General features: G+C 66.0%; 21 protein-coding genes. 18 read left to right on the top strand and 3 right to left on the bottom strand.

Going from position 1 to position 14,018, the window contains the following annotated elements; all coding sequences use genetic code 11:
* Positions 1 to 32 precede the first annotated feature (32 nt).
* From motA to WBP06_RS12940, 13 genes are read left to right on the top strand one after another with little or no spacing between them, the layout of a single operon-like run.
* The gene (gene motA / locus WBP06_RS13000) at positions 33 to 917 is read left to right on the top strand and encodes a flagellar motor stator protein MotA (protein WP_395328393.1); all 885 of its coding nucleotides are present in this window, start codon (positions 33 to 35) and stop codon (positions 915 to 917) included.
* The gene (locus tag WBP06_RS12995) at positions 901 to 1,194 is read left to right on the top strand and encodes a lipid asymmetry maintenance protein MlaB (RefSeq protein ID WP_395328391.1); all 294 of its coding nucleotides are present in this window, start codon (positions 901 to 903) and stop codon (positions 1,192 to 1,194) included. The genes motA and WBP06_RS12995 overlap by 17 nt, the downstream gene beginning before the upstream one ends.
* On the top strand, positions 1,191 to 1,556 hold the full coding sequence (locus tag WBP06_RS12990) for a response regulator (protein ID WP_395328388.1): 366 nt from the start codon (positions 1,191 to 1,193) through the stop codon (positions 1,554 to 1,556). Before WBP06_RS12995 ends, WBP06_RS12990 begins: the two co-directional genes overlap by 4 nt.
* The gene (locus WBP06_RS12985; protein WP_395328386.1) at positions 1,553 to 3,832 is read left to right on the top strand and encodes a chemotaxis protein CheA; all 2,280 of its coding nucleotides are present in this window, start codon (positions 1,553 to 1,555) and stop codon (positions 3,830 to 3,832) included. The genes WBP06_RS12990 and WBP06_RS12985 overlap by 4 nt, the downstream gene beginning before the upstream one ends.
* Complete coding sequence (locus WBP06_RS12980) at positions 3,829 to 4,320, top strand: chemotaxis protein CheW (RefSeq protein ID WP_395328384.1); 492 nt, start codon at positions 3,829 to 3,831, stop codon at positions 4,318 to 4,320. The genes WBP06_RS12985 and WBP06_RS12980 overlap by 4 nt, the downstream gene beginning before the upstream one ends.
* Entirely contained in the window at positions 4,317 to 5,195 is an 879-nt protein-coding gene (locus WBP06_RS12975; protein ID WP_395328382.1) for a CheR family methyltransferase, read from the top strand. The genes WBP06_RS12980 and WBP06_RS12975 overlap by 4 nt, the downstream gene beginning before the upstream one ends.
* Complete coding sequence (locus WBP06_RS12970) at positions 5,192 to 6,253, top strand: chemotaxis response regulator protein-glutamate methylesterase (RefSeq protein WP_395328379.1); 1,062 nt, start codon at positions 5,192 to 5,194, stop codon at positions 6,251 to 6,253. Before WBP06_RS12975 ends, WBP06_RS12970 begins: the two co-directional genes overlap by 4 nt.
* Positions 6,254 to 6,268: 15 nt before the next feature.
* Positions 6,269 to 6,658 (top strand): response regulator, encoded by a 390-nt coding sequence (locus tag WBP06_RS12965; RefSeq protein WP_395328376.1) that lies wholly within the window; start codon positions 6,269 to 6,271, stop codon positions 6,656 to 6,658.
* A gap of 5 nt (positions 6,659 to 6,663) precedes the next feature.
* Positions 6,664 to 7,194, top strand: a complete 531-nt coding sequence (locus WBP06_RS12960; RefSeq protein WP_395328373.1) for a chemotaxis protein CheD — start codon at positions 6,664 to 6,666, stop codon at positions 7,192 to 7,194.
* 46 nt (positions 7,195 to 7,240) lie between these two features.
* Positions 7,241 to 7,522, top strand: coding sequence for a hypothetical protein (locus WBP06_RS12955; RefSeq protein WP_395334150.1), 282 nt, complete (start codon positions 7,241 to 7,243; stop codon positions 7,520 to 7,522).
* Positions 7,523 to 7,532: 10 nt separating this feature from the next.
* The gene (locus WBP06_RS12950; protein WP_395328370.1) at positions 7,533 to 8,396 is read left to right on the top strand and encodes a flagellar motor protein MotB; all 864 of its coding nucleotides are present in this window, start codon (positions 7,533 to 7,535) and stop codon (positions 8,394 to 8,396) included.
* A 40-nt stretch (positions 8,397 to 8,436) separates the two neighbouring features.
* On the top strand, positions 8,437 to 8,874 hold the full coding sequence (locus WBP06_RS12945) for a hypothetical protein (RefSeq protein ID WP_395328367.1): 438 nt from the start codon (positions 8,437 to 8,439) through the stop codon (positions 8,872 to 8,874).
* 28 nt (positions 8,875 to 8,902) lie between these two features.
* Positions 8,903 to 9,616 (top strand): PilZ domain-containing protein, encoded by a 714-nt coding sequence (locus tag WBP06_RS12940; protein WP_395328364.1) that lies wholly within the window; start codon positions 8,903 to 8,905, stop codon positions 9,614 to 9,616.
* A gap of 18 nt (positions 9,617 to 9,634) precedes the next feature.
* Here the strand turns inward: WBP06_RS12940 and fliP are convergent, their stop codons facing one another.
* Genes fliP through WBP06_RS12925 form a run of 3 tightly spaced genes read right to left on the bottom strand, consistent with a single transcriptional unit; the run spans position 9,635 to position 10,953 of the window.
* A complete protein-coding gene (gene fliP, locus WBP06_RS12935; protein ID WP_395328361.1) occupies positions 9,635 to 10,408 on the bottom strand; it encodes a flagellar type III secretion system pore protein FliP in 774 nt (257 codons plus the stop codon).
* Positions 10,405 to 10,701, bottom strand: a complete 297-nt coding sequence (locus WBP06_RS12930; protein ID WP_395328358.1) for a flagellar biosynthetic protein FliO — start codon at positions 10,699 to 10,701, stop codon at positions 10,405 to 10,407. The genes fliP and WBP06_RS12930 overlap by 4 nt, the downstream gene beginning before the upstream one ends.
* Positions 10,702 to 10,719: 18 nt before the next feature.
* Entirely contained in the window at positions 10,720 to 10,953 is a 234-nt protein-coding gene (locus tag WBP06_RS12925; protein WP_395328355.1) for a FliM/FliN family flagellar motor switch protein, read from the bottom strand.
* A 128-nt stretch (positions 10,954 to 11,081) separates the two neighbouring features.
* On the opposite strand from WBP06_RS12925, the gene flgC reads away from it, so the two are divergent.
* The 5 genes from flgC to flhB are packed head-to-tail and all read left to right on the top strand — an operon-like array spanning position 11,082 to position 13,975.
* The gene (flgC, locus tag WBP06_RS12920; RefSeq protein WP_395328352.1) at positions 11,082 to 11,489 is read left to right on the top strand and encodes a flagellar basal body rod protein FlgC; all 408 of its coding nucleotides are present in this window, start codon (positions 11,082 to 11,084) and stop codon (positions 11,487 to 11,489) included.
* A gap of 12 nt (positions 11,490 to 11,501) precedes the next feature.
* A complete protein-coding gene (locus WBP06_RS12915) occupies positions 11,502 to 11,837 on the top strand; it encodes a flagellar hook-basal body complex protein FliE (protein WP_395328349.1) in 336 nt (111 codons plus the stop codon).
* 22 nt (positions 11,838 to 11,859) lie between these two features.
* Positions 11,860 to 12,123 carry a flagellar biosynthetic protein FliQ gene (locus tag WBP06_RS12910; RefSeq protein WP_395328346.1) on the top strand — a complete coding sequence of 88 codons (264 nt, stop codon included), beginning with the start codon at positions 11,860 to 11,862 and terminating at the stop codon, positions 12,121 to 12,123.
* Positions 12,124 to 12,129: 6 nt separating this feature from the next.
* Positions 12,130 to 12,900, top strand: a complete 771-nt coding sequence (gene fliR / locus WBP06_RS12905) for a flagellar biosynthetic protein FliR (protein WP_395328343.1) — start codon at positions 12,130 to 12,132, stop codon at positions 12,898 to 12,900.
* A gap of 4 nt (positions 12,901 to 12,904) precedes the next feature.
* Positions 12,905 to 13,975, top strand: coding sequence for a flagellar biosynthesis protein FlhB (gene flhB, locus WBP06_RS12900; protein ID WP_395328340.1), 1,071 nt, complete (start codon positions 12,905 to 12,907; stop codon positions 13,973 to 13,975).
* The last annotated feature ends 43 nt before the right edge of the window (positions 13,976 to 14,018 follow it).

Raw genomic sequence — 14,018 nt, 5'->3', positions numbered from 1 at the left:
CCTTATGCCATTCACCATTCGCGGATCCATTCATGCTCAACGCCATCGGCCTTGTCGTCATCCTGCTGTGCGTCTTCGGCAGCTTCCTGATGTCGGGCGGCAACATCATGGTCATCTTCCATGCGCTGCCGCATGAAATGATGGCGATCGCCGGCGCCGCCATCGGCGCCTTCATCCTCGGCAACTCGGTAGAGACGTGCAAGAAGGCCTGGAAGGGCGTGATCCGCGTGTTCAAGGGATCGCACTGGAAGGAAACCGACTTCCGCGACCTGCTGGCGCTGCTGTTCACCCTGCTGGCGACCTTCCGCAAGAGCGGCGCCAACGCCATCGAGCCGCACCTGGACCAGCCGGAAGAGAGCGAGCTGTTCAAGCGCTATCCGAACCTGCTGGCGGACAAGGGGCTGGTCGAATTCATCTGCGACTACTTGCGCATGATGACCGTGAACTTCGAGGATCCGCATCAGCTGGCCGAAGCCATGGAAGGCGATATCGAACGCCACCATGCCGAGGAGCTGGCCCCGCAGACCGCGCTGCAGATGATGGCCGACGGCCTGCCCGCGCTGGGCATCGTCGCCGCCGTTCTGGGCGTGATCAAGACCATGAGCTCGATCGACCAGCCCACGGAAATTCTGGGCGCGATGATCGGCGGCGCGCTGGTCGGCACGTTCCTGGGCGTTCTGCTGGCCTACTGTCTGGTCGGCCCGATCGCGCAGAAGCTGCACCAGGTGATCGATGAGGACTTCAAGCCCTACCTGATCGTGAAGACCGCGATCATCGGCCACGCCCAGGGCCAGCCCACCGAAGTGGCGATCGAACTGGCCCGCCGCATGACGCCGTCTCCCTATGCACCCACGTTTACCCAGCTCGAGACCGCACTCGACGAAGTGAAGGATCAGCTTAATGCCAAGCCAGCCTGAAGCCGCGTTGGCGCTGCCCACGCACGCTTCCACCGTCACTGCCGAGGATCTGCGCGACCGTCTGGTCGCCGCCGTCGGCGCCATCGAGATCGATGCCGGGCAAGTGGAATCGGTGGGGCAGGCCGTGCTCCAGCTGCTTCTCGCCGCCCGGAACGAAGCGGAGGCCAGCGGCCATCCGTTCGCCATCGTCAATCCCAGCCAGCCCTTCGTCGATCGCGTCCGCGCCTGCGGACTGGCGGCACCGCTGGGGCTTGTTGAAGAGGAATTTCCCGCGTGAGCAAACTCATCCTGACTGTCGACGATTCCGCCACGATCCGCATGCTGCTGAAGGCATCGCTGAGCGCGCAGGGCTTCCGCATCGAAAGCGCCAATGACGGTGAGCACGGGCTGGAGCGCATGCACGAGGTGAAGCCCGACCTGCTGATCACCGACATCAACATGCCCAAGATGGACGGCTTCGAACTGATCGAGGCGGTGCGCAAGACCAGCGAGTTCAAGGGCACGCCGATCCTGGTGCTCTCCACCGAATTCTCGGACGAGAAGAAGACCCGTGCCCGTGAAGCCGGTGCCACCGGCTGGATCACCAAGCCCTTCGACGCCGACCGTCTGGGGGCGGCAATCCGCCGCGTCTGCCCGTGAGCGACGAACTCGACGAAATCCAGGCGATCTTCTTCGAGGAGTGCGCCGAAGGTCTGGCGATGGCCGAGGAAGGCCTGTCCGCCATGGCCGCGGGCGATACTTCCGCGGGGGTGATCGCTGGCGTGTTCCGCGCCGTCCACTCGATCAAGGGTGGCTCGGGTGCGTTCGGCCACACCGCGTTGCTAGGCTTCTCGCACCGGTTCGAGAACGTGCTGGACGAAGTGCGCGCCGGTCGCATCGCGCCAACGCCCGAAGTCACCCAGTGCCTGCTGGGCGCGTTCGATATCCTGTCCGACCACGTTTCCGCCGCGCAGACCGGCGGCGATACGCCGGCCGACGGGCATATGCTGGAACAGCTGGACGCGATTCTGGCCAATGGCGGCGCGGGTGCCGCTCCGGCTGCGGCGCCTGCCGCGCCTGAGCCCGAACCCGTGGCCGCAGCGGACGACGATTTCGGCTTCGTGCCGGTGGCCGCGCCGATCATCGATCTGGATGCCGATTTCGATCCCTTCGGCTTCGAGCCGGTCGCGGTTGCGCTGGACGATTTCGATGCGCCCGCTCAGGCCGCCGAGCCGGCAGGCTGGACGGTGCGCTTCGGCCCCTCGCGTGCGGCCATGGCCAATGGCGGCGAACCGCTGCTGGTGATCCGCGAACTGGAATCGATGGGCGGCGAAGTCGTCGGCATCGATGCCGAGGCATTGCCGCCGCTGGCCGAACTCGATCCCGAGGAAAGCTACTTCGTCTGGACCCTGTCGGTTCCCGCCAGCGTGGACGAGCGCGACATCCGCGACTGCTTCGATTTCGTGGCGCCGGATTCGCTGATCGAGGTCACGCAGGCCGAAGCGCCCGCGCCCGCGCCGGTGGCGATTGAAATTCCTGTCGAGGCCGATCCCTTCGGCTTCGAACCCGTTGCGGTCGTGCTGGACGATATGGCGGCGGAGTTGCTGGTTGAGCCGGCGCTCGTCGAGATGGCGCCTGTCGAAGCAGCGCCGGCAACGGCTCCCGTAGCCGTCGTGGCGCCGGTCGAAACGCCGAAGAAGGCGGCGGTTCCCAAGCCTGAAGTTCCCAAGCCCGAAACCAAGCAGGCGGTCGAAGTCGCGCAGACGATCCGCGTCGATCTGGGCAAGCTGGACCAGTTGCTCAACCTTGTCGGCGAACTGGTGATCCGGGGGTCGATCCTGTCGGACCGCCTCTCGCCCGCCGATCAGGAACGTGTCGAACTGCCCGAGCTCTCGCGCCTGACGCGCCAGATCCAGGACAACGTGATGTCGCTGCGCGCGCAGCCGATCAAGCAGGCGTTCTCGCGCGTGCCCCGGATGTTGCGCGATCTGGCCGCCGAAACCGGCAAGAAGGTCGTGCTGGAGACGATCGGCGAGATGACCGAAGTCGACAAGGGCGTGATCGAGAAGATCGGCGATCCGTTGACGCACATGATCCGCAACGCGGTGGATCACGGCATCGAAAAGCCGGAAGAGCGCCTTGCCGCCGGCAAGTCCGCCGAAGGCACGATCCACCTCTCTGCCGAGCAGAAGGGCGGTCGCATCCTGGTGAAGGTGCGTGACGACGGGCGCGGCATCAACCGCGAGCGCGTGCGCTCCATCGCCGTGCAGCGCGGTATCATCGCCGCCGATGCGCAGCTTTCGGACGAAGAGATCGACAGCCTGATCTGCGCGCCGGGCTTCTCCACGGCGGAAACCATTTCGAACATCTCCGGCCGCGGCGTCGGTATGGACGTGGTGCGTTCCAATGTCGAAGCGCTGGGCGGCCGACTGGAAATCACCTCGGTGCCGGGCGAGGGGACGACCTTCTCGATGGCATTGCCGCTGACCTTGGCCATTCTGGACGGCATGATCGTGCGACTGGGCGACCAGCGCTTCGTGCTGCCGCTGGCCAACGTGATCGAGACCGTTCAGCCCGAGCCGGGCCAGGTCCAGGCCACGTCGCCGACTTCCGAAGTGATCGAACTGCGCGGCCAGTACCTGCCGGTGCGCCGCGTGGGCGAGATGTTCGGCGCCCGGTCCGAGCGCCCGGCCGAGGAATCGCTGGTCATCATCGTCGAGAGCGAGACCGCCGGCCATGTCGGCCTGATGGTCGACACCATCGATAACCGCCGTGAGGTGGTGATCAAGAGCCTGGAGGACAACCTCCACCCGATCCGGGGCCTGGGCGGCGCGACCATTCTGGGCGACGGCGCCATCGCGCTGATCCTCGACATCGACGCGCTGGTCGCGACCGGCGGCGCTTCCAAATTTGCACTGAAAGGACTGGCGGCATGAGCACCGACGCGATTGCTAACGACGAACGCAAGATCGTGACCTTCACGCTGGGCAACCAGCTTTTCGGCATCGAGATGGCCTCGCTGATCGAAATCCGCGAGTGGGAAGCGCCCACGCCGCTGCCCAGCGTGCCGTCCTATGTGCTGGGCGTTGCCAACTTGCGCGGTTCGGTGATCCCGATCGTCGGCCTGTCCGAACGTCTGGGCTGGGAGCCGAGCGTGCTCCATGCCCGTTCCTGCGTCCTTGTCGTCACCATCGGCGGCCGCAATGCCGGCTTCCTGGTCGATGAAGTGCAGGACATCGTTTCGATCAAGGGCAGCGAGATCCAGCCCGCGCCGGATACCGAAGTCAACGACCAGAGCGCGATCGCCGGCCTTGTGAAGATCGAGCGTCGCACCTCCGACGCGACCAATCCGGAAGCGATGTGCCTGCTGCTCGACCTCGAAGCGCTGAGCCTGACGCGCCACATCCCGGAACTGGCTGCGTGAGCACCGAAACCGCCTCTGCCGGCACGCTCGCCGCGAACGCGGAGCTGCGCCCGGCGCAGTTCCGCGAGATCGCCGCGATCATGCAGCGAGAGGCGCGCATTCACCTTGTGGAAGCGAAGACGACGCTGGTGCATTCGCGCCTCAGCCGCCGTCTGCGCGAACACGGGCTGAGCAGCTTTGCCGACTATGTCTCGCTGGTGCAGCGCGACGCGCAGGAACGCCATGCGATGGTGGTGGCGCTGACCACCAACCACACGCATTTCTTCCGCGAGGCGCATCACTTCGACCATCTGCGCACTGCCGTCCTGCCGCAATTGCAGGAACGCGCGCGCCGGGGCGAAAAGGTACGCATCTGGTCCGCCGGCTGCTCCAGCGGCGAGGAAGTCTACACCATCGCCATGTGCCTTGCCGGCGAAAGCCAGGCCAGCGCGGCGTGGCTGGAGCAGGGCGATGTGCGTCTGCTGGCGACCGACATCTCCCCCCCGGTGGTGGAAGCGGTCTCGCTGGCGACCTATCCGGACAGCACGGTGGAGCCGATCCCGGCCGCCTATCGCCAGCGTTGGCTGAAGCCTGCGGGCACCGGTTACCACGTGGTGGCCGAACCGCTGCGCAAGCTGGTGGCTGCGCGCGTGCTCAATCTCTTCGACAAATGGCCGATGCGCCAGAAGTACGATGTGATTTTCTGCCGTAACGTGATGATCTATTTCGACGATACCGCCAAGGCCGAGCTGGAGGCGCGTCTTGTCGACATGCTCCACCCCGGCGGCACGCTCTACATCGGCCATTCCGAACGCCTGATCGGCCCGGCCGCCGAGCGCATGAAGCCGGTCGCCCAGACCGCCTATGCGCGCATCGACGGGGCAGGTGCGGCATGACGGACGCTGCGAACGAGAAAGTCCGCGTCGTCGTCGTCGACGACAGCGCGGCGATGCGCGCGCTGCTGACCAAGCTGCTGAACCACGATCCGATGATCGAGGTCGTCGGCCAGGCCCCCGAACCGCACGCCGCGCGGGAAATGATCAAGGCGCTCAACCCCGATGTCGTCACGCTGGACGTGGAGATGCCGGGGATGGACGGCTTGTCGTTCCTGGAACGCATCATGCGCCTGCGGCCGATGCCGGTGGTCATGTGCTCCACGCTGACCGCGCGGGGCACCGAGGCGACGATCGAGGCGCTGCGCCTGGGCGCGGTGGACTGCATCGCCAAGCCCTCCGGCAATCCGCTGGAAATCGCGCAGGACGGTGCGCTGCTGCGCAAGATGGTCCGCACGGCGGCACGCTCCTCGGTGCGTGCGGCGGTGGCCCGACCGGCAGTACCGCGTCCCGGACAGGCGGCCCCTGCGGCCGCTCCGTCGGCAGGGCCGATGCGCGATGTCGTCATCGCCATCGGTGCATCGACCGGCGGCGTGGAAGCGCTGTTCTCGATAATCGGCGCACTGCCGGCGGATTGCCCGCCGGTGCTGGTGGTCCAGCACATGCCGGCGATCTTCACTGGCGGTTTCGCCGCGCGGCTCGACCGTGAGGCGCGCGTCACCGTGGTGGAGGCCAAGGACGGCATGCCGCTGAAGCGGGGCACGGTCTACATCGCGCCCGGCGGCAGCCACCACATGGAACTGGTGGGCGGTACCAGCGGCCACGTGCGGCTGATCGATGGCGATCCCGTGGGTGGTCATCGACCCTCGGTGGACGTGTTGTTCCGCTCCGTCGCCCGCATGGGCACCCGCGCGGTGGGGGTCATCCTTACCGGCATGGGTTCGGACGGTGCGGCGGGTCTGGCGGAGATGCGCACCGCCGGTGCGCGAACGCTGGGCCAGAGCCGCGAGACCTGCGTGGTCTACGGAATGCCGCGCGCCGCTTTCGAAGCGGGCGCGGTCGAGAAGGAAGTGAATTTGTCTGCACTCCCCGAGGCGATCCTCGGGGCCTGCAGACGGTAAATTGGAGCGGGTCAAATGCCGGCAGCGGCTGCAATCAAGGTAATGGTGGTCGACGACCAGACGAGCATGCGCGCGATGATCCGTCGCGCCCTGCAGGATCTGGGTTTCAAGGACATTCGCGACAAGGGCTCGGCAACCGAAGCCCTGGCCGCGGTCAAGGCGGATCGGGTGCACCTGATCATCTCGGACTACAACATGCCCGAGATGGACGGTCTCGAATTCCTCGAGGCGGTGCGCAAGGACGATGTGATCGGCAAGACCGTGTTCATCATGCTCACGGGATCGGCCGACAAGGAAGTGGTCCAGAAGGCGGCCGCGCTGGGCGTCAACAACTACGTGGTCAAGCCCTTCGCGCCGGCCGCGCTGAAGGAGAAGATCGAGCGTGTCTTCGGCGAGCTCGTCTGATCTCGATGCGCCGGGTCGCCATCGTTCAGGGCGAATATCATGTCGCCAACCAGCAGGGCGTGGTCATCTCCACGCTGCTGGGATCGTGCGTCGCCGCCTGCCTGCAGGATCCGGTGGCGCGCGTGGGCGGCATGAACCATTTCCTGCTGGGGGAGCCGGGCGCGGATAGCCCGGTCTCGCCCACGGAAATGCAGCGCTACGGCATCCACGCGATGGAGCTTTTGATCAATGCGCTGATGCAGCGCGGGGCCCAGCGCTCGCGGCTGCGCTGCCACCTTTACGGCGGTGCGAACATCGTCGCCGGGCTGGGCGGCATCGGCACCAAGAACGGCGAATTCGCGCGTAATTTCCTGCGGACCGAGAGCATCCCTCTCGATCACTGCGATCTTGGCGGCACGCAGGCGCGCAAGGTGGAATTCATGCCGTTCGAAGGGCGCGTGCGGGCAACCATGGTCAAGGACCAGCCGCTGCCCGTGGTCGTTAGGCCGGTGCCCGTCGCGGCACCGCAGCGCACCGGCGAACTCGAACTGTTCTGACCATGTCGGGGCAAGAAACGCATACAGGGGAAGCGACCAAGTGACGATGATGTTGGAAGGCCACGGCGCCTCGCTGTGCCAGGCGATCGCGCAGGAGATGCGCGTGGCGCGCGAACTGCTGGAGGAGCTGGCCGGTGTGCTGGTGTCCGACGAGCGGTTCATCACCGACTATCTCGACCAGCTTCAGGCCTTCGATCTTATCGTCCAGCACGTCGACGAGAGCGCGGCGCTGCTCGACCGGATGGCGGGCGGCTCGGCACTGAACGAGGCGCTGGGACAAGTGCGGCTCAACGTGATGCAAGAGCGGCTTCGCGCCGCTTTCGACTGAGGAGCGGCCGGTGGCGCAGGGGCACGGCGATGCGACGATCGTCATCCGCAAGGTCAAGAAACATGCGAAGCACGCGCACCACGGTGGCGCGTGGAAGGTCGCCTATGCCGACTTCGTGACCGCGATGATGGCCTTCTTCATGCTGCTCTGGCTGCTGGCCAATCCGGACAAGCAGCAGCTGAAGGGGCTGGCCGAATACTTCTCGCCCGCCGCTGACCGCGATGCCGTGCCTTCGGCGCTGACGCAGAATCCCGGCCCGCAGCCCGGCCTCGGCGGCCATAGCCGCAGGGCCCAGGCGGAAGACCAGAAAGCGGTTGGCGAACCCTCTGCCGAATCCGGCGTGAAGGGGGCGGCGCGCGGCGGCACGGCAGAGGTGCCCGAGGCGGCGCTGCGGGTGATGGCGCAGGAAATGCAGCTTTCGCTCGAACAGCCGGTCGATCCCACGCAGGGCAAGCGCAACGTCGATGTCGAACCCTCGCGCGACGGCATGCGGATTCACCTGGTCGACACTGCCGATCGTTCGATGTTCAAGGGCGCCACGGCCCAGCTCAACGCCTATGCGCGCGACATGCTGGTGCGGATCGCCGGCAAGCTGGCCGGCACCGGCGCGCAAGTCGCGATCGAAGGGCATACCGATTCCACCGGCGGACAGAGCGAGGCCAACTGGTCGCTTTCCGCCCAGCGCGCGCTGGCTGCGCGCGCGGCGATGGTCAGCGCGGGACTGCCGGCCGACCGCTTCGCCGAAGTGGTGGCCAAGGCGGGGACCGAGCCGGTCTACCCGGACCATCCGGAGCGACCCGAGAACCGGCGCATCACCATCGTCGTCATGGCGGAGCCTTCGGCGCTGCCCCACGACGCAAGCTTCCGGTTCTGACGATGGGCCGGACCAGACATATGCAGATTTGGAGCATCAGGTGATCAGGAAGATCATGATCGCGGTCGCGGCGCTGGTTGGCGGAACCGCCATCGGCGGCGGCGCGGCCTTTGCCGTCGTGCATTTCGCACCGCACATGCTGCCCGGCATTCCCAAGCAGCGCGAGGCCAGCGAGTTCGTGGCAACCGGAACCATTCTGGCGCCAGTTACGTTCGCGGACGGCCGCCTTTCGGGCTATGTTTCGTTCGAATGCCAGTTGGAAGTGCCGCAGGGCAAGGGCGCGGAAGTGACGCAGCAGCTGCCCGTGCTGCTGAACGCGGTCAACATGCGCAGCTATCGCCAGCCTTTGGCCAGCGGGCCGGATGGGATGATTCCCAATCTGGAACTGTTCCGCCGGTTGATGATGGACGCCGCACGCGAAGTCTACGGACCCGACATCGTGCGCCGCGCCGTGATCACCCAGGCCGCGCCGATCTGACCTGCAAGCACCAAGGAAACGAGCCCCCATGTCGTTGCCGCCTTCCTACCGCCTTGGTGCCGCCGACGAATTGTCCGGCGCTTTCGAGGCATCGTCCGACGCATCTTCGCCGTACGATCGTGTCCGTTCCGACCATTCCCCCCGTGAACTGGTCGCCCGCGCCGCGCGCGTCACCACCATCCTGCTGATCGGCAAACTGGCCGCCGGCAGCCGCGAAACGCTGTGCCGCGTGCGCAATATCTCCGAAACCGGCATGATGGCCGAAGTCCACGGCAGCTTCATCGTCGATGAGCCGGTGGAAGTGACGCTGAAGGCGGGCGATACGCTGACCGGCACCGTGCGCTGGAACCGCGCCGGACGGATCGGCGTGGCGTTCGACGGCCGTGTCGACGTGCCCGAACTGCTGGCCCACGCAGCGATGCGCACCGGTATCGAAGGCATCGCGCGCGGCCCGCGCTTTACCGCCGATTGCCCGGTGGCGCTGCTGGTGGTCGGCTATCGTCACCCGGCCCGCCTGGTCGACATTTCGCAGGGCGGCGCCCGCGTCACCGTTGCCAGCGCCATGCCGCGCGACCAGTTGCTGGGCGTCTCCATCCCCGGCCTGGGCGAGCGTGAGGCGGCCGTGCGCTGGGTTGGCGCGGAAGCCTGCGGGCTGGTGTTCCTGGAACCGCTTTCCTTCGCCGACCTTGGGCCGTGGCTGCTGGACCTGCGTGCGCGGTTCGGAAAGCAGGAAACGGCGTAAGGGAATGGGGCCGGGGTTTCAGCCCGGCCCACCGAAGCTTTTGACGAGGGAACCCGCCACCAGTGCCCAGCCATCCACCAGCACGAAGAAGATGATCTTCATCGGCAGGGATATGGTCGCAGGCGGCAACATCATCATGCCCATGGCCATGAGGACCGCCGCCACGGCAAGGTCGATCACCAGGAACGGCAGCAGCAGCAGGAAGCCGATCTCGAACGCGCGACGCAGTTCGGAGATCATGAACGCCGGCATCAGCGTCGACATCGGCAGCGCCTCACGAGAGGTGGGGACTTTGCCGGAGAGCGAGACGAACAGCTTCACATCCTCGTCCCGCACCTGCTTCAGCATGAAGGTGTGGAACGGCTTGGAGCCTGCCTCCAGCGCCTGCGTCTCGTTGATGCGGCCCTGGTTGTACGGGACCATAGCATCCTTCCAGGCGGCGTCGAAGGTCGGCGCCATGACGAAGAAGCTGAGGAACAACGCTAGGCTGATGATCACCGGGTTCGGCGGCACGCCCTGCGCGCCAAGGCCCGAACGCAGCAGCGAAAGCGCAACGACGATGCGGGTGAACGAGGTGATCGTCATCAGGATGCCGGGCGCAAGGCTTAGCACCGTCATCAGCAGGACCAGCTGGATCACGCGGCCCGACACGGCGCCGCCACCGGCCCCGCCAAGGCCGCCCAGTGCATCGGACGCGCCAGCGGCGGCGGCCTTGGCCATCGCCAGTTCGGGCACCATGGCAACGATCGCGGCGCAGCCCAGCGCCGCGGCAAGAGCGAAACGCCGGTTCATTCGGCCGTATCCTTCATTCGCGTGGCACCGCTGCACGGCGCCGAATCCAGCATGATCACGCCTTCGGGCGCGATCAGCAGGCTGATTTCCTTGTAGTCGCGGCGGATCATCACGATCTGGCGGCGCGGATCGAGCGAGAGGCGCTCCACCAGTTCCAGCCGGCGCGGGGTGTCCTTGTCGCCCAGATTGGCCAGCCACTTCTGCGGCAGGCGCAGATCATAGCGGCGCACCACCCAGAGCGCGCCGACCAGGATGCCCAGCACAACGCCCAGCGCACCCAGCGTGCGCAGCACGGCAAGTATCTCCACCGCTCAGCGCTCGCGCTGGACGACCTTGGTGATTTCGAGCGACATGTGCTCTCCATTCACCAGGATCTTGCCTTCGGCCACCAGTTCGTCGTTCACGTAGACGCGGGTGGGATCGCTGTGCCCGCAGTCCAGCGGGATCATCGCGCCACGGCTCATTTTCAGCACCTGGCGGATGGGAATGCTGGTTGAACCCAGCACGATCTGCAGGTCGATGGGAATTCCTTCGAGGACGGACATCGCAGTGCGTCTCCTTTCGCCCTCGTTATAGGAAAGAAAAATATAGGAGTGATCCGAACTAGGCAAAAAATGCCTATAAGGAAGCTGTCTGCACCGCAGGTCGACCTGCGGACAGGGGAGCTAACACGATGGAATTGCAAGACTCGATCGACGTTTCGGCCTCTGGGTTGCGCGCCCAGTCGCTGCGTATGCGCGTGATCGCGGAAAACCTCGCCAACTCGGACTCGGTGGCAACCACGCCGGGCGGCGATCCCTATCGCCGCCGCGTCGCCACTTTCGCTGCCGAAGTCGATCGCGCCAGCGGCGCCACCAAGGTGGGCGTCAAGTCGATCGAGGGCGATCAGAGCCAGTTCACCCGCGTCTACCAGCCGAACAGCCCGGCGGCCGATGCGGCCGGCTATGTCGAACAGCCCAACGTCAATCCGCTGATCGAGGCGGCCGACATGAAGGCGGCGCAGCGGTCCTACGAAGCCAACCTCAACGCCATCGAATCCGCGCGCGGCATGACCATGCGCACGATCGACCTGCTCAAGTAAGGAAAAGTTCCCATGGCAATCGGAGCCCTCGACGCCGCGGCCGCCTATGGCCGCGCGATCAAGACCACTGCGCCCTCATCGGGCGCTTCGGACGATTCCTTCACGTCGATCACCGGCGCTGCCGGCGGCGGCAGCAGCTTCGGTTCGATGGTGGAATCGATGGTCGGCAACGCCGCCGGTGCGCTGCGCACGGCGGAGAGCGAAAGCGCCAAGCAAGTGGCCGGCAAGGGTGACCTGATCGACGTCGTCACCGCCATCGGCGCGGCCGAGACGGCGCTGGATACCGTGGTTTCGGTGCGTGACAAGGTGGTCAACGCCTATTCCGAAATCATGCGGATGCAGATCTAGTCCGGAAAGGGGAGGGGGCGTCATGGATGCGGCTTCCGCCATCGAGCTGACCCGCGCCGCGATGGTGCTGGTGCTGACCATCGCCGGGCCCATGCTGATCGCCGGGCTGATCGTGGGCGTCACGGTCGGCCTGCTTCAGGCCCTGACGCAAGTGCAGGAAATGACGCTGACTTTCGTGCCCAAGCTGCTGGTGCTGGGCACGGTCCTGCTGCTGTCGTTGCCGATGATCGGCCATGCGCTCGGCGCGTTCATGGAGCGCATCGCCGACATCATCGTGACCGGATAACCGACGATGGACGCCGCCGTTCTTGCCGCATTGCCGATCGATGTGGCGACCTTCCTGATCGTGTTCACGCGCGTGGGGGCGGTAATCATGCTGCTGCCGGCCTTTTCGGAGGATTCGGTGCCGATGCAGATCCGCCTGGTCATGGCGCTGGGCATGACGCTGGGCCTTTACGGTCTGCTGGCGCCGCATGTGGCGCCGGCAGTGAAGGGCGGCGCGGACCTGCCGATCCTGGTCATTTCCGAAATGCTGGTGGGGCTGGCCTTCGGCACCATCATCAAGATCATGTTCAGCGCCGCCGCCATCGCCGGTTCGATGGTGACGCAGCAGGTGGGCCTGTCATCGGCACTGGTGAACGATCCGTCCTTGGGCGGACAGTCGCCGTTGCTGGCGCGTCTGTTCGGGCTGGCGGCGCTGATCGTGTGCATGTCGCTGGGCGTCCACCACTTGTGGATCGGCGGCATGGTGCAGTCCTACACCACCTTTCCGGTCGGCGGGTTGCCGCCGGCGGCGGACTTCGCGCAACTGGCGGTTCATGTGACGGGCCAGGCCATGGCGCTGGGCATCAGCCTGGCCGCACCGCTGATCCTCTATGGCGCGCTGTTCAATCTGGCGCTGGGCCTTTCGGCGCGCGTGGCACCGCAGATCCAGGTTTTCTTCATCACCCAGCCCCTGAACCTGATGCTGGGCATCTCGGTCTTCAGCGTGGTGCTGGGCAGCATGCTCACCGCATTCGCCACTGCCATGACCTCGTTCATGCAGGACGGTTGGAAGTTCTGACGCCATGGCCGATACCGACAAGGACCAGCGCACACACGAGGCTACGCCCAAGCGGCTTGGCGATGCGCGCAAGCGCGGCGAAGTGCCTACCTCACCCGAAATGCGCCACGCGGCGATGCTGCTGGGCGGGCTGATCGTCACCGGCGGGCTGGGCGCCAGCGCCTTCGCGGCGCTGAGCACGATGCTGGTGCGTCTTTGGGGCAATGCCGACGATTTCCGCATGGACCCCGACGGCGCGCAGAACCTGATGACCGGGCTGGCGCTGCATTTCTTCTGGTCGCTGCTGCCGGTGCTGGCCGTGCTGGTGGCCTGCGCGCTGGGTATCGGTTTCCTGCAGGGGCCCTTCACGATCAGCTGGCATCGCCTGGCGCCCAAGTGGTCCAAGTTCAATCCGATGACCGGCCTGGGCCGCATCTTCGGAAAGCGATCGCTGGTGGAATTCAGCAAGACGCTGGCGAAGTTCGCCGGCATCGCCTTCGTGGTGATGACGGTGCTGCGCCCGCGCATGGTCGGGCTGGACCAGCTGGTCGGCTATACCCCCGGCGCGTTGGCCCATGCCGCCGGCACCCTGGTGTTCGAGGCGGTGCGCGCCGCCGCTCTTTCCGTGGCGGTGCTGGCCATGGCCGACTTCTTCTACCAGCGCCGCTCCTTCTTCCAGCGGATGCGCATGACGCTTCAGGAAGTGAAGGATGAGCACAAGCAGAACGACGGCGATCCCAAGATCAAGGCGAAGATCCGCCAGATCCAGATGCAGCGTTCGCGCCAGCGCATGATGGCGGCGGTGCCCACGGCCAGCGTGATCGTCACCAACCCCACGCACTATGCCGTGGCGCTGAAGTACGATCACGGGCAGATGGCCGCGCCGCTGGTCGTCGCCAAGGGCGTGGACGCCATCGCCCTGAAGATCCGCGAGATCGCGAAGGAGGCGAACGTGCCCATCGTCGAAAGCCCGCCGCTGGCCCGCGCGCTCTTCGCCTCGGTCGATATCGATCGGCCGATCCCGATCGAACACTACGCCGCCGTGGCCGAGATCATCGGTTACGTCATGCGCCTGGCGCGAAAGGGCGCACGATGACGGCAAAAAGGCCGATGGCCCGCCCCGAGGCCCTGTTCCATTT

Origin of the sequence: Novosphingobium mississippiense, assembly GCF_044029535.1 — a bacterium.
Lineage (GTDB): Bacteria > Pseudomonadota > Alphaproteobacteria > Sphingomonadales > Sphingomonadaceae > Novosphingobium.
This window is presented reverse-complemented; position numbering and strand designations above follow the sequence as displayed.

What these genes read in the sequence shown, in the direction of transcription:
- fliR (WP_395328343.1), top strand. Translation starts at nt 12,130, where the DNA reads ATGGACGCCGCCGTTCTTGCCGCATTGCCGATCGATGTGGCGACCTTC.
- WBP06_RS12980 (WP_395328384.1), top strand. Translation starts at nt 3,829, where the DNA reads ATGAGCACCGACGCGATTGCTAACGACGAACGCAAGATCGTGACCTTC.
- fliP (WP_395328361.1), bottom strand. Translation starts at nt 10,408, where the DNA reads ATGAACCGGCGTTTCGCTCTTGCCGCGGCGCTGGGCTGCGCCGCGATC.
- WBP06_RS12960 (WP_395328373.1), top strand. Translation starts at nt 6,664, where the DNA reads ATGCGCCGGGTCGCCATCGTTCAGGGCGAATATCATGTCGCCAACCAG.
- WBP06_RS12940 (WP_395328364.1), top strand. Translation starts at nt 8,903, where the DNA reads ATGTCGTTGCCGCCTTCCTACCGCCTTGGTGCCGCCGACGAATTGTCC.
- WBP06_RS12955 (WP_395334150.1), top strand. Translation starts at nt 7,241, where the DNA reads ATGATGTTGGAAGGCCACGGCGCCTCGCTGTGCCAGGCGATCGCGCAG.
- WBP06_RS12925 (WP_395328355.1), bottom strand. Translation starts at nt 10,953, where the DNA reads ATGTCCGTCCTCGAAGGAATTCCCATCGACCTGCAGATCGTGCTGGGT.
- flgC (WP_395328352.1), top strand. Translation starts at nt 11,082, where the DNA reads ATGGAATTGCAAGACTCGATCGACGTTTCGGCCTCTGGGTTGCGCGCC.
- WBP06_RS12915 (WP_395328349.1), top strand. Translation starts at nt 11,502, where the DNA reads ATGGCAATCGGAGCCCTCGACGCCGCGGCCGCCTATGGCCGCGCGATC.
- motA (WP_395328393.1), top strand. Translation starts at nt 33, where the DNA reads ATGCTCAACGCCATCGGCCTTGTCGTCATCCTGCTGTGCGTCTTCGGC.
- flhB (WP_395328340.1), top strand. Translation starts at nt 12,905, where the DNA reads ATGGCCGATACCGACAAGGACCAGCGCACACACGAGGCTACGCCCAAG.
- WBP06_RS12910 (WP_395328346.1), top strand. Translation starts at nt 11,860, where the DNA reads ATGGATGCGGCTTCCGCCATCGAGCTGACCCGCGCCGCGATGGTGCTG.
- WBP06_RS12995 (WP_395328391.1), top strand. Translation starts at nt 901, where the DNA reads ATGCCAAGCCAGCCTGAAGCCGCGTTGGCGCTGCCCACGCACGCTTCC.
- WBP06_RS12965 (WP_395328376.1), top strand. Translation starts at nt 6,269, where the DNA reads ATGCCGGCAGCGGCTGCAATCAAGGTAATGGTGGTCGACGACCAGACG.
- WBP06_RS12970 (WP_395328379.1), top strand. Translation starts at nt 5,192, where the DNA reads ATGACGGACGCTGCGAACGAGAAAGTCCGCGTCGTCGTCGTCGACGAC.